Raw genomic sequence first — 13,751 nt, forward strand, 5'->3', positions numbered from 1 at the left:
GCCAGATGATCAACACTGTACTGCACACCTACCGAACTGCTGGTGTGTTTAGCCATGAAAACTTAATCATTGGCAGCCTTCAGCAGTGCTTAAGGTTGAGCGAATCAACCATAAGCTACATAAATAGATCATTCTGTTAGCTATCGTCCAGCCCTACTCAATTTGCGGCTTAGGGCAGCGCAAAGGAAAAGTTCTCTGGTCGGAGGGCTGCGATCGCGTTACCATCGGCCCAGGGCACGCCATCAATTCCCTCGCATGTTGAGTGGAATTGGGACGATGGGCGATCGTCAACCTGAGGATGATCATTGAGTCTTAGCCCCTGGTCACCGTACGGTTGACCTGGTACGGTAAAAAATAATCTTGCGGGAAAAAGAACCCATGGATCTCGTCAACCTCGGGGCACAGCTCAACGCTGGCACTATCTGGCCAGAGGCCGTTCTGGTAGTCACGATCTTGGTGATTCTAGTCGGCGATCTGATCCAGGGTCGCTCCTCTTCCTCATGGACCCCCTATGCGGCGATGGCCGGAGGGCTGGGGGCCACCGCTGCCCTCGTGCTGCAGTGGTCAATGGTCAACCCCGTTGGCTTCTTAGGGGCCTTTAACGCTGACGATTTGAGCATCGTATTTCGCGGCATTATCGCCCTCTCAGCGGTGGTGACGGTGCCAATGGCGATTCGCTACGTCGAGCAGTCGGGCACCTCCCTCGCTGAATTTCTGGTAATTTTGCTCACCGCTACTCTGGGAGGCATGTTTCTCTCGGGGGCCAGCGAGCTGGTGATGATTTTTGTCGCCCTAGAGACCCTCAGTATTTCGTCATACCTGCTGACCGGCTACATGAAGCGCGACCCCCGTTCCAACGAGGCGGCGCTCAAGTACCTGCTGATTGGGGCGGCGAGTTCGGCAATTTTTCTCTATGGCTCATCCCTGCTGTACGGCCTGTCGGGGGGTGAAACGCGGTTAGAGGCGATCGCCACCAGCATCGTTGGCGATGGCACCCAAGCCCCCATTGGCCTAGTGGTTGCCCTGGTGTTTGTGATTGCCGGTATTGCCTTCAAAATTGCCGCCGTTCCCTTCCACCAGTGGACTCCCGACGTTTACGAAGGCTCCCCGACCCCAGTAGTAGCGTTTCTGTCGGTAGGTTCCAAGACCGCTGGCTTTGCCCTCGCCATTCGTCTGCTGGTTACTGCCTTCCCGCTGGTGTCGGAGCAGTGGCACTTTGTCTTCACCGCCCTGGCTATTCTCAGTATGGTGCTGGGTAATGTGGTGGCCCTGGCGCAAACCAGCATGAAGCGTCTGCTGGCCTACTCATCCATTGGCCAGGCTGGGTTTTTGATGATTGGTCTGGTGGTAGACACCGACGCGGGCTACGCCAGCATGCTCTACTACCTTTTGGTCTACCTGTTTATGAACCTGGGTGGTTTCACCTGCGTGATCTTGTTCTCGTTGCGCACGGGCACTGACCAAATCAGTGAGTACGGTGGCCTCTACCAAAAAGATCCCTTGCTCACCCTAGGTCTCAGCGTTTGCCTCCTCTCTCTTGGGGGCATCCCGCCCATGGCCGGGTTCTTTGGCAAAATCTACATATTTTGGGCGGGTTGGCAAGCTGGAGCCTACGGTCTGGTGCTGGTAGGCCTAGTGACCAGCGTGATCTCCATCTACTACTACATCCGCGTTATCAAGATGATGGTGGTCAAAGAACCCCAGGAAATGTCTGATGCGGTGAAGAACTATCCCGCCATTCGCTGGGATCTGCCGGGTCTGCGCCCCATGCAGGTGAGTCTGATTTTGGCGGTAGTGGCAACGTCTCTGGCGGGTATCTTGTCGAACCCCTTGTTTACCATTGCTAATAACGCGGTTATTCAGACACCCATGCTGCAAAACCATGGTGCGCAGGTAGCTGTGAGCCCGATCGCCGATACTGCGCAAAACTAAGGGTTGAAGTGTAGGGTTAAGGGTACAAGGTGTAGAGCACATCCTTGAACCCTTAGCCGATGGAAAAAGGTTGACTAAGTATCTGGTTGATTGCCGCCCTGCTCAAGGCAGGGCGGCAATTGCTTAGGGTAAGCCAGGTAAAGTCTGGGTTAGGACAGCCCCGAAAGATTCGAATTCAAGCTTCTTGGGCATTTCTTCGCTCTTCTATTCCCATTCTTTTGCTTTTGTTGTTCTCTCCACTACGCAGCCCAATCTGGTCAAATGGATCAGGTTAGACTCGTGGAGCTAGCTTCTGTAGGCATCACCGAATTGAGCTGAGGCTTTGGTTTGTGCGCCTCAGGATAGGCGGCGAGGGGCAGCAGCAGCCGGCTGTGGGTACGACCATCGTCAAGAATCGAAAAGCTAATTTCACCCCCCAGCTGAGCGATCAGCAGTTTGCAGATTGCCAGATGCAGCCCTGGGGGGCCGTCTAGAGCCGAGGGGGCCAGCACATCGGCGGGATTGCTCTGGCTGAGTTCTGCGAGCAGGCGCGGTGAGCACTGGCCGTCATCGGTGACCGACAGCTCGAGCCAGTCGAGGTTGAGCACCCGGCACCAGAGATCAATGCGTCCTCCCACCGGGGAGCGGTTGCAGGCGGCCACCATCACCTCATAGAGAATCAGCTCTAGCTTGAGCATGTCGCCGCCCAGCACGACGTTGCTCTCGTTGTGCACCTTAGACCAGAGCTGACGGGTCTCTAGAATCGGGTTGACTCGATCGATCAGGCGGTTAAGCAAGCTAATTAATGGCATGGTCTGGTGCTGTTGGTGCAGCTGCCAGCGCTCGCCTACTAGAATGGTTTCGGCATTTTCCATCACGGCGGTAAGCTGATCGTGGAGCAGCTGAAGCTCACCCGCGATCGCTGTGTCTTTGGCCTGAAGATGGGCTAAATTTTGGGCCGTCTGCCCCAACACTCGGTAGAGATCCTCCAAGCGGTGGTGTTTGTACCAATTGAGATTTTCGAGATCCTGGCGCTGCTGAGTCAGCATTGCTGTCATGGCTAAGTGTCGACGTGACCAGGCCAGCTGACTGGTAAGCAGCTTGAAGATGGTGAGGTGGTGGTTGGCCCACTGCCGGTGAGCGGGTGATACGGCGACTACTACGCCCGTAACCACATGGGACGGAGCCGTTCTCAAGGCGGTAATGAGCAGGCGGCTGCCCAGAGGCGCAATAAACCAGTCGGTCGTTTCGGTGGGCAGCTCGTTGACCGTCAGGGGCAGCATGCCATCGGTCTGAAGCGCCCAATTGATCACAGCGTCAGAGCCCACCGGAATTGGATGGTTGCTCTTAACGCTGACGCTGGTGTCTTGGCTGACAAATTGAGTAACGGCAGCGGTAGGGCTACCGGGCGGCCAGCTGAGCAGCAGCACTGCCGATCCGTGCAGCAGCTGCATGACGTGCTGGAGAGTAGTTTGCTCAAGCTGGTCCGGGTGCAGGCCTTTGTGCAGCGCCTGTAGGCCCCACTGAATCGATTCGTAAATGTGCTGTTGCTGGTCGAGCTGGCGCTGGAGCTGCCACTGGTGCAAAATCACGCCGATCTGACGGGCTACGGCCTCAAACAAGGACTGCTCAGTCGTGGTCCACTGGCGGCTAATGGTGTCGCAGATTAGCACCATGCCCTCGGGGGCGTTGCCCGGGGCCACGTTGCCCGCCAGCACCGCCTGGGCACCCAGCTCCAGCAGGGAGGGTCGCCAGGCCATGAGCTTGAGATCGTGGGAGAGGTTATCAATGCTGATGGCCGAGGAGCTGCGCTCGAGCATTTCCCAGTCGATATCGTCGAGACACGGCCACAGCATCGGCACCCCCCGAGGACGGTTGGCCTGGCTCTGAAAGCAAAGATCGTAGCCGTTGCGATCGGGGTTAAACAGCAGCACAAAAAACTGCTGAATGCTCAACCGGTCTTGCAGCACCTCAAAGCAGGTCTGTAGGGTGTGGTGCCAATCGACATCGCCATGGATGCCCTGGATAACGCCGGTGGTGAGGTGCTGATCGAGCTCGGTTTGGCGCACGGTTTCTCTGGCGGTGGCGGCGGGTAGCGCCACGGTAAGCAATTGCGCCGCGCCAATTAAAAACTGCTTTTCGGGCTCCTTCCAAATGCGGGGGGTGGTGCCCTCTACCGAGACAAAGCCCATCAGGTCGCCCTGGCGGCTAATGGGGGCAATCATTAGAGATTCGGCCTTGAGCTGCTGCATCAGGCGATCGGAGATGATGGTTTTAAGGGCGCCCCGGCTCTCGCCCACCACCACGAGCTGCTGGTTACAGAGGGCCTGGTAGAGACCGCGCACCTCATCGACGGCAATGTGCAGCGATCGCTCGTCTTCGAGTGATGTAGGGCGGGGCGCTAACCCCGGCGTGCGCTGCCAAAAGTAGTTGCCCTTGGGCTCAAACCAAAAGACGCGGGTGCGCTGGGGCGCAACAAACCGCTGGGTTTCGCGCACCACCTCCTTGAGCTGGCTATCAATATCGGGCAAACTGCCCAAACGGCCAATTAGAGCCAGTAGAGGTTGCTCAAGGCGCTTGGTCTGCTGCCGCTGCTGCTCAGACTCGAACTGGTGCAGCGCCTCAGCCAGTTCCCCCATCACGATGGCTAGGTAGGAGCGTTCCCCTAGGGAGGCACTCTTGCCCCAGTCGGGAGACGCCAGCACCAGTAGGCCAAAGCAAACATCCTGACGCTTGATGGGGAAGATGATGGCGCTTTGCAGGGCCAGCTGCTTGGCGATCGTGCCCCACTCCCCGGCGCGAATTTCGTTTTGCAGGTCGGCCACAATTAGGGGGCGCTGCTGCACCACCACCTGCTCCATCACATCCCCAGGGGTGAGGTTGATCATGGTGCGAATCGCTCGCATCGGTCGAGGGCTGTGGCATCCCTTGGTGACCAGGCGGTGGTTGATGCGATCGTACAAACCCACCCAGGCCACTTCAAAATCCATCTCCTGGCGCACATGGTCGAGGGCCAGGGTCACCGCTTCCTCGGCGGTGGTGCTGCCCCGCAGCGATTTGAGAATGCGCGACAGGGCCATAATTTGATGGTCGTGCCGGTCAGAGGAAGAATCGTGGGGTTGGGATTGCGCCATGGGCGTCAACAATCTCCTCGGTTGCAGGAAAGGGGGTTAGAAACAGATATCTGGCCCACCAGGCCGATCCCTAGGTGCCCAGGGAGCTAACCGAGTCGCCGGGCTACCCCTCGGCCAGGATACTGGCTAGAGCCATAACCTGCCGAGTGCAGTGACTTAATCTCTGTAGACTCCACCCAGATCTGCCAATTAGTCCTAGCAGCCGTCCAGGGCTGCTTTAATGGGGAAAGCCAACCACAGACGACGCGGTGCTGCTAACCCAAAGACCGTTGACCATGTGCTCCTGGCGTGCTCTGTAATGCGCAGGTTGTGGGCATCACCAGATCTCACCCCTAGCCAGAATATTAGTCTACCCGCCCTCTATTTGCATACACCACTGTCGTTTGTGAAAGATCCCTACCGTCAGCTTGTGCGTCCCCTGTTGTTTCACGGGGTGACGCTCGACCCAGAGTTTTTGCATCACCGCACCATGGATTTGCTCAGCCGGTTAGGGCGGCCGAGGGAGAGAGCAGTAGTCGCCCAACTCCATCCTTGGCTACGGCAGCAATTTTGCCTCACTGACGCGCGCCTGACCCAGACTTGCTGGGGGTTAGACTTTACCAATCCCTTGGGTCTAGCGGCGGGTTTTGATAAAGATGGTTTAGCGGCACGGGCCTGGGCTCAGCTCGGCTTTGGCTTGGCCGAATTGGGCACCGTCACCTGCCACCCTCAGTCGGGCAACCCCCAGCCCCGTCTGTTTCGCCTGGTGAAGGATGAGGCCGTGCTCAACCGCATGGGCTTCAACAACCAAGGGGCAGCGGCTCTAGCCAATCGCCTAGGATCCTACTGGAGCACCCAGCGGCCTACAATTCCGATCGGTATCAACCTGGGTAAGTCGAAGGTAACTGAGCTGGCCGATGCCGCTGAAGACTATCGGTTTAGCTTCCAACAGCTCTACCCCTACGGCGACTATTTTGTGGTGAATGTGTCGTCACCCAATACACCGGGGCTCAGGTCGCTACAGGCGGCCGACCAGCTCGGCCCCATTTTGGCGGCGCTACAGGAGGAGAACAGCGATCGCAAACCTCTGCTCGTTAAAATTGCCCCCGACCTCGCCTGGCCCGACATTGACGCCGTTGTCGAGCTAGCCCAATCCTACGGATTGGCGGGCATTATCGCCACCAACACCACGATCGCCAAGGAGAGCCTCAAAACCAAGACCCTGCTACAGACCGGTAACGCCGTTGTAGACGAGGCGGGGGGCATTAGCGGCGCTCCACTGCGATCGCGCTCGACCGAGGTGATTCGCTATATCTACCAGTGCACTGGGGGCACCCTACCGATTGTGGGGGTGGGGGGAATTTTTACCGCCGCTGATGCCTGGGAGAAAATCACCGCCGGGGCTACGCTGCTCCAGGTTTATACCGGCTGGATCTATGAAGGCCCCTGGATGGTGAGGCGGGTCTTAGCAGGACTGTTGGCCAAACTAGAGGAGCATCAGCTGTCTAGCATCGCCGACGCTGTAGGGTTGAGCCACAGGTCATAGAGCATTGAGCTGGATGTCGGTGCGCCCTACATGAATTTTTGAGGTTTAGATGTGTCTTATAGCTTGCCCTGGCTTTTGATGCGTAGGTAGCTTTCGACCAGCGGGTCTGAAATTTGGTGGGCTGGGGCGTCGAGCACTAGCACCCCGCGCCGTTTTAGGCGAGCGAAGGCGGCCTCGCGCTGGTTGAGCAAATCTAACGCAACGGCCCGCTGGTAGGCAGCATCGACTTCGGTAGTGGATTGGTGGGCTTGGCGATCGATCGCCGGATCCCGCAGCGTAATACAGAAGGGCAGGTGACGTGGGCGCAGCCGGGCCAGGGCCGAGAGCAGTTCGGCGCTGGCGGTTTCATCCACAATGTCGGTGATCAGCACAATCAGGGAGCGGCGGTGCTGCTGCTGGGCGGCTTGGGTGGCGGCGGCCAGATAGTCCGATTCTTCGAGCACGGGCTGAATGGGGGTGAGGCGATCGATCATCTGCTGAAAGTTGGCTCGCCCGCCCTTGGGAGGAAGCCATGTGTGCAGGGTGCGATCGAATATGCCCAGACCAACGCGATCGCCCCGGCTCGCTCCCGCCAGCGCCAGCGATAGCGCCGCATTCATGCCCCAGTCGAAGCGATTGAGCCCTTGTACCTGGGCGGTCATCAATCGACCGCGATCTAAAAGGATTAATAACGTTTGCTCGCGCTCTGGCTCTAGTACCCGCACTAGGGGCTGACTGAGGCGGGCGGTAGCCTTCCAGTCGATGAAGCGGGGGTCGTCGCCAGTGCCGTACTCGCGCAGCTCGGCAAACTCGGTGCCCACACCCATGCGCCGCTTTTGTTTGAGGGTGCCGGTGGCTTGGAGGGCGAGTTTGACGGAAAGTTGATTGAGGCCAATCAGATCGGGGTATACGGCGACAGTTTCGGCAGCTGGTATCGTCCAGTCTGTCCAGGCCAGGCCTAAGGGACTGCGCTGCTGGATTTGCAGGTCGCCCCAAGGATATTCGCCCCGCTGCTTGGGGTTGACGGTAAAGGTGAGGGTTTCGGGTTCCCGGCCGCTGAGGAAAATCTCAAGAGGCATGGTGGTGCCGTCGAAGGCGGTGGGGTAGTTGTCGAACAGACGCAGGCGCACAGGAGTAGAAGATTCCCCATGTAAAGAAATAGGGTTATCGCGTCCGATCGATAGGCGGTGGAGCGGATCCCGCTTGATTGTGGCGCGCCGAGATTTGACTCGGAACCCATCCCAAAACATCACCGCTAGGACTGCGACATCGAACAGCAGCAGGGCGAGCAGGGCTGCTGCAAGCCGGTTGGGACTGTCAAAAAAATTGGTGAGCAGGGTGACGACGAGCCCACCCCCCAGCAGTAATCCGTAGGTGCGCCCGGTGGGGATGATTGCCATTAGCGAGGCACCGCTACGCTGTCGAGTACGCCCTGAATGACGCGATCGCAGGTCAATCCATCCAGTTGCGCCTCGGCCCCTAACATTAATCGGTGGCGCAGCAAGGGCATGGCCACGGCCTTGACGTTGTCGGGGGTGACAAATTCTTGCCCGTTGATCCAGGCGTGAGCTTTGCTAGCGGCCAGCCACTGCACAGTGGATCGGGGGGAGGTGCCCAGCTCCAGATCCGCGTGCTGGCGGGTTTTGTGAGCCAGAGCCAGCAGGTAGTCGAGGATATTTTCCTGAACGGTCATGGCTTTGACGGCCTGACGAGCGGCGAGAATGTGGTTGGCGGCGGCGATCGGTTTGAGTTGGCCAATATCCAGCCGTTTGGCCTCAAACCCGGACTGGGCGTTGAGCAGCATTTGCTTTTCTGCCGCTGGGGCCGGGTAGCCGACCACGAGCTTGAAGAGAAAGCGATCGAGCTGGGCCTCGGGTAGGGGATAGGTGCCTTCAAACTCCAGCGGATTCTGGGTAGCCACTACCCAAAACAGGTCGGGTAAAGGATGGCTAGTGCCATCCAGCGTCACCTGCTGTTCTTCCATGGCTTCGAGCAGGGCCGACTGAGTTTTGGGCGGGGTGCGGTTGATTTCATCCGCTAAAAGGACTTGGGTGAACACCGGGCCTTTTTTAAGGGTAAAGGTGCGGCTGGTAAGATCAAAGACATTGGTGCCCGAAATATCCGACGGCAGAATGTCGGGGGTGAGCTGAATGCGGCCAAAGTCGGCTTGGATCAGCCGCGACAGGGCTCGCACCATCAAGGTTTTGCCGGTGCCGGGCACCCCTTCGAGAATGACATGCCCCCCCGCCAGCAGGGCCACTAACAGCTCCTGCACCAGGGGTTCTTGCCCTACCACCACGCCGCTGAGGGTTTTGCCAATGCGTGCGATCGCCCCCTGGAGCTCACTCTGTCGATCAGTTTGGCGCTCGGTCATGGCCCGCTGGTGTCTCCTGTGGTGTTGCCGGGGTAATGAAGGGATTGTACCCGCTTGAGCCAGTCACGCAGCTGACTTTCGCCCTTAAGGGTAGGGGGATTCAGAATTGCCGCCAAGTCAGTGGCGGGTAGGTTCGTCTGGGCATCCCAGGCAGCTTGCAGTTGCTCTACCGGCAGCAGCGTATTGCCCAGCCCCAGCGATTTTTGCAGGCGAATGCGCTCAGCCAGGCTCAGGGTCTGCACCACAAAGTCGCGGCTGCCTGCCTTGTGCAGCACCCCAGCCAAAGCGTAAATGTAGGCTCGGCTGTTGTCTACTTGTAGCGCTGGCAGGGTTTGCCGCTGACCCAGCCTGCGGTTGAGGGCCAGCAGCGCCAGCAGCGTTACCGCCAGGGCTTGAAGCACCACAATGGCCAGAGGTGTGCGAGCCAGGTAGTTGAGCCAGCTGGCGTCGTCGCTACCGACCTCGGTGGCGATCGCCTCCTCATCCCGGTAACCATGCAGGTACTCATCGACCCACACCCGCCCGCCCGCGCTGGTCACCAGCTCTGTCAACAGGGCAAAATTTCCCGGCTGGTTGGTGTAGGTGTTAGCGGCTAGGTGGGGCGTGGCCACCATCGTCACCTGCCCCGAGGCTAAGGCCTGCTGCCAGACCACCGCCCCAAACTCGTCTTCAAGGCCAACGCCCAGCTTTGGCCCTTGGCTGTAGCGGCGTCGAGTATCAACCTTTACCGGTCCGGCTTCGCTGGTCAGAGTTTGGGAGAAGGGGGCTGCCGTCGCTGGCACCTTAATGCCCAGTACTACCAGCCGATGTCCGGCTTCTATCCAGTCGGGCATCCAGGGCAGCAGGGCCGATAGACCCGGCTCGTCGATAAACCCCGGCAGCACTGCCACCAGGGTTTCGAGGATGGCCGCCCGATTTTGAATTAGGGTGACTGAGGACTCCTCGGCCTCCCCGAGCTGTTCGATCAAATTCTCCACCGGGCGCTGCCAGCGCTGCACGGTGATGCCCTGCTGCTCTAGGGAGCTGTACCAGCTACTGTAGCCTGCCGGGCCTTGGTGCCAGGTCGAGCCACTATCTGAATAGCTGGTGGCGGGAGCGCTAACTAGTATTAGCCCCAGCAGCAGCGCCAGGCTCAACGATGCCAAAATCCACCTGCGGCGGTTGAGGGGAAGCGATCGCGTCACGACTGGGCGATCTCCTGGTAGGCGCGGCGGCAGCGCTGGTAGGTTTCCTCCGTTGCCAGGGCCTCGCCGTAGGTGATGCGCTCGTGGGTGCGAATCAACAGTTCGTAGGGGCGGCTGGGGTCAGCAGCGATGCAGTCGAGGTATTCGCCATCGGTGCGGCTAGCGCGGTAGAGCACCCGCTCAGTGTCGTTGAGCCGCGCTAAACCCGCCATGTAAAGGGCCTGGCAGGCCCCAGCGTAGTTGCCCTGCTGGGCCAGCCGCTGCGCCTCACGCCACCAGTGAGCGGCCTGTTTGAGAGCGGCTTCGGTGGGGGTAGAGAACTGGATCGCGCTTGATTTAACCCGCCGCTGTCGATAGTCGAGATAGGCCAAAATGGCACGGTAGAGCAGCCAGCCTGTCCAGAGTGCCAGGGCTGCGATCGCCAACCAAAACAGCCCCTCGGCGAGTGGGCCGAGCCAGCCCCAATTAGGTACATCGGGTTGGTCAATATCGACCTGAGAAAACTGGTACTCAAACCATTCCCCCACGTTTTGCCCTCCCTGGCGAATTTGCCAGGCAAGAGAATCGGTGCGGTGGGTCAGGTCGGCCATTGCAGGGGAGAAGTCAAAGCTGGCCTCATTATGGCTCAGGAGCCCCAGTGAATCACCGGCTGGTTCTTCAATATTTAGAGCGCAGCTACCCCGCTAGTGCAAAACACGCTGTCGGGTGAATCGGCCTGACTTGCCACTGTGCTGACGGCGGTGAACTCTGCTGTTGTCAGTAGGGCTTCGACCTGGGCGACCTCATAGGCGGTAAATCCGTGTTGGGTTAACCCCTGGTCTTCTAAGTAGTTCTTTGACGCATAGCCAATCACTAAGCGTCCGGCGGGATTGAGCACGCGCCGACACTCGGCCAGTACCTGGGGCGCGTTGGCCCAAAAATATAGGGTGTTGACAGTGCAAACCTGGCTGAACTGCTGATCGGCAAAGGGTAATGCCTCGGCACTGGCCTGGTGAAGTTCGACCGTGCCTTGGTTAATTAGACTTTGAAAGTGCCGCTCACAGAGCCGCATAGCGTCGGGCGATCGCTCTACCCCCACCACCTGAGACGGTTTGCCTGTCGCCACCAGTTTGTGCATCAGGTCACCACCGCCGAATCCGATTTCGAGAATGCGATCGCCCGGCTGAAGCTGTAAAGTCTCTAGAACTAAATCGTTGAGAGCAGCATTGCGACGGTTGAGAAACTTCAGCAAGAGCCGTCCAAACCACCCCGAAGGATCGCCCAATTGCCGGGCCAAGAACGGCTTGAAGGAATTAATCCCCATAGTTTTGCTCCAGATAGAGGCGTGAAACGGTTTTGTCGCCAGTCGTTAGATTTTTGATTAAAACAACACCGGCAAAGATTTAACGCCATGGACTTCGACAGAGGGAATAAACTCCAGTTCTCTGCTAGGCACAATGCGAAGATTGGGCAGCCGTTCTAGCACGGCGCTTAAAACAATTTTGGCCTCCAACCTAGCCAGCGGCGCACCCAAACAAAAATGAATGCCATTGCCAAAAGCCAGGTGAGGATTAGGATCGCGATCGATTACAAACGCGTCGGCGTGCTCAAACTGAGCCTCGTCGCGATTGGCCGCACCCATCCAAACGGTGACCATTTCTCCGGCTGGAATAGTCTGCCCTTGGAGCTGAGTTTCGACTTGAGTAAACCGTGCCATAGCCTGTACTGGCGATCGATAGCGCAAGACTTCTTCAATTGCCAGCGGTAGCAGTTGAGGATCTTGTTTGAGCTGTGTGAAAGCCTCTGGATAGTCGTTAAAGCAGAGCATGGCGTTTCCCAAGAGATTGGTGGTGGTCTCGTTGCCGCCCACAAGCAGCACGATGCAAAAATCTACGAGTTCTTGGGCTGAGAGGGTCTCGCCTGCTTCGTGGGCCGCAATTAAATCGCTAATCAGGTCTTGACTGGGATTCTTGCGGCGCTCGGCTAGCAGGTGCCGAAAGTAGTCAGCCATGGCCGTTAATGCGGCCCTGTCGTAGACCACAATGCCGTCTGACCAGCGTTTGAAATCGCCGCGATCGCTCACTGGTACACCCAAAATTTCAGCAATCACAATCACCGGCAGCGGAATCGCTAAATCGTGCATAAAATCCATCTCACCTTGATGCTGAACCCCGTCAAGTAACTCATGAGTAATTTGCTTGATCCGAGGAGCTAGGGACTCTACCCGTCGGGCGGTGAAAACCTGAGCTACGAGCGATCGCAGCGTTCTATGCTTCGGTGGGTCGGTGAAATTTAGGCTTTCAGTCAAATCGGTTTGCTCGGGTAGCTGGGGAATTTTAGATGAGAACGTTTTCCAGTCAGAAAAGACTCGCTTGACATCGTCGTAGCGAAACACCATCCAGCTTTGGTGCGCTGGGTCGTAAAAGACCGGCCTGTCGTGGCGCATTTCGGCATACCACGCAAACGGATTGTGAAAAAGTTCAGAATTTTGCACAATACATCTCCTAATATCTAAAAATTTGCAAGGCAAACCGGGCCAGCTAAAGGTGGCTAAAGCGCTTAGCGCTTTTGAGGTAACTTGTCGGGTTGATGCTTAAAAACTAAGAGGCAGAAAACCAGCTGATGCCGGTAGTTATGGCAACGGCTGTTGCAGCGCCATACAGCGTGATGCCAATGAGTGAAAAGACTAAAAGTTGCCGGGGTGAGATGCCTGTAAGCGGACCAACAATGGCTACTGTCCAACTTCCTAAAAGCGGAGTCATGGGAATGAGAAACCAGACACCGTAGCGCTTAAAAGCCTGTCTAACGCGCTGCCCACCGCGTTTCTCAAGGCGCAGTAGCCAAGCGCGCGGTTGAGGAATCTGCATGAGGCGATCGTAGCCCCACAGCATCAGTGGAATAGGCAAAAAATTGCCTAGCACTCCCCAAAATACTGCTGAAACCGCGTCTAACCCCAGAGCCATGCCCGCCGCAACGGCCGCATAAACCTCGGCGTAGGGAAAGAACCCCACTGACCAGGTCGTCAGCGCTTTAGTGATGTACTCTGCTATTGACATGGTGGTGATTCGAGTTGGGATGGTAAGGGGTCGGATCGCTAGGACTGACAAAAACGGCAGGTTTGCTCCTCGGCAGGTTGCGGTAGGCATGGTAGAGCCCTGTCTTGACCGAAGGTTGAATGGCAAACCGCACCTTGCCGAGACGAGCAGTTAGTTTAGTGCAGCCGTTCAGAGGTAAGCAATCGTACCTCCCTAACTGCCTTGAACCAGGCAAAGCCCAGCAAGATCGAGTACCCAGAAAATAGGAATGCCGCGTAGCGTCCAGCAGTTTCGGGCTGCATGTTGCTCATCAGATCGGCAAAGCCAGCCAAGATGGGAATTTCCCCTAGCATGCCGGGCAGCACGAGGCAGATTGCGCCCTGTAACCAGTCTTTGGTTTCAATGCGCCGCCATCGCATCAGCCCGACAAAGACCAGCGTATACAGTGCGCCAGTGCTAGCAACGTTAAGCCAATATTCCATCACCGATCGCTCAAAGAAAATCGAGCCCACCTGCCGATAGGCCATGGTGGCCGCTGCCCAAATGCCAAATCCAACCAACACGAGGCTCAAACGATCTCTTGTGTTCATTGTGGTTACCTATGAAACGATGTTAACGTAATAGTCATTA

General features: G+C 57.6%; 11 protein-coding genes. 2 read left to right on the forward strand and 9 right to left on the reverse strand.

Annotated elements, in window-relative coordinates:
• Positions 1-378 precede the first annotated feature (378 nt).
• Positions 379-1,932 carry an NAD(P)H-quinone oxidoreductase subunit N gene (locus NC979_RS12950; protein WP_190521949.1) on the forward strand — a complete coding sequence of 518 codons (1,554 nt, stop codon included), beginning with the start codon at positions 379-381 and terminating at the stop codon, positions 1,930-1,932.
• 266 nt (positions 1,933-2,198) lie between these two features.
• On the opposite strand, the gene NC979_RS12955 is transcribed toward NC979_RS12950, so the two are convergent.
• On the reverse strand, positions 2,199-5,045 hold the full coding sequence (locus tag NC979_RS12955; RefSeq protein WP_190521951.1) for a GAF domain-containing protein: 2,847 nt from the start codon (positions 5,043-5,045) through the stop codon (positions 2,199-2,201).
• Positions 5,046-5,430: 385 nt separating this feature from the next.
• Here NC979_RS12955 and NC979_RS12960 point away from each other — a divergent pair, with 385 nt between their 5' ends.
• On the forward strand, positions 5,431-6,570 hold the full coding sequence (locus NC979_RS12960) for a quinone-dependent dihydroorotate dehydrogenase (protein ID WP_347403962.1): 1,140 nt from the start codon (positions 5,431-5,433) through the stop codon (positions 6,568-6,570).
• A 56-nt stretch (positions 6,571-6,626) separates the two neighbouring features.
• Here the strand turns inward: NC979_RS12960 and NC979_RS12965 are convergent, their stop codons facing one another.
• The 8 genes from NC979_RS12965 to NC979_RS13000 all read right to left on the reverse strand — a co-directional run bounded on the left by NC979_RS12965 (position 6,627) and on the right by NC979_RS13000 (position 13,711).
• Positions 6,627-7,949, reverse strand: a complete 1,323-nt coding sequence (locus NC979_RS12965; RefSeq protein ID WP_190521955.1) for a DUF58 domain-containing protein — start codon at positions 7,947-7,949, stop codon at positions 6,627-6,629.
• Entirely contained in the window at positions 7,949-8,923 is a 975-nt protein-coding gene (locus NC979_RS12970) for an AAA family ATPase (RefSeq protein WP_190521957.1), read from the reverse strand. The genes NC979_RS12965 and NC979_RS12970 overlap by 1 nt, the downstream gene beginning before the upstream one ends.
• Positions 8,920-10,107: a DUF4350 domain-containing protein gene (locus NC979_RS12975; RefSeq protein ID WP_190521959.1), complete on the reverse strand. Its 1,188-nt coding sequence runs from the start codon at positions 10,105-10,107 to the stop codon at positions 8,920-8,922. Before NC979_RS12975 ends, NC979_RS12970 begins: the two co-directional genes overlap by 4 nt.
• Positions 10,104-10,697 carry a DUF4129 domain-containing protein gene (locus NC979_RS12980; protein ID WP_190521962.1) on the reverse strand — a complete coding sequence of 198 codons (594 nt, stop codon included), beginning with the start codon at positions 10,695-10,697 and terminating at the stop codon, positions 10,104-10,106. Before NC979_RS12980 ends, NC979_RS12975 begins: the two co-directional genes overlap by 4 nt.
• Before the next feature lie 74 nt (positions 10,698-10,771).
• On the reverse strand, positions 10,772-11,410 hold the full coding sequence (locus tag NC979_RS12985) for a class I SAM-dependent methyltransferase (protein ID WP_190521964.1): 639 nt from the start codon (positions 11,408-11,410) through the stop codon (positions 10,772-10,774).
• A gap of 57 nt (positions 11,411-11,467) precedes the next feature.
• Complete coding sequence (locus NC979_RS12990; RefSeq protein WP_199308958.1) at positions 11,468-12,580, reverse strand: cytochrome P450; 1,113 nt, start codon at positions 12,578-12,580, stop codon at positions 11,468-11,470.
• A gap of 106 nt (positions 12,581-12,686) precedes the next feature.
• Complete coding sequence (locus NC979_RS12995; RefSeq protein ID WP_206755270.1) at positions 12,687-13,142, reverse strand: small multi-drug export protein; 456 nt, start codon at positions 13,140-13,142, stop codon at positions 12,687-12,689.
• Positions 13,143-13,297: 155 nt separating this feature from the next.
• The gene (locus NC979_RS13000) at positions 13,298-13,711 is read right to left on the reverse strand and encodes a DUF5367 family protein (protein WP_190521968.1); all 414 of its coding nucleotides are present in this window, start codon (positions 13,709-13,711) and stop codon (positions 13,298-13,300) included.
• Positions 13,712-13,751 lie beyond the last annotated feature (40 nt).

The organism is Leptolyngbya subtilissima AS-A7, assembly GCF_039962255.1.
Lineage (GTDB): Bacteria > Cyanobacteriota > Cyanobacteriia > Phormidesmidales > Phormidesmidaceae > Nodosilinea.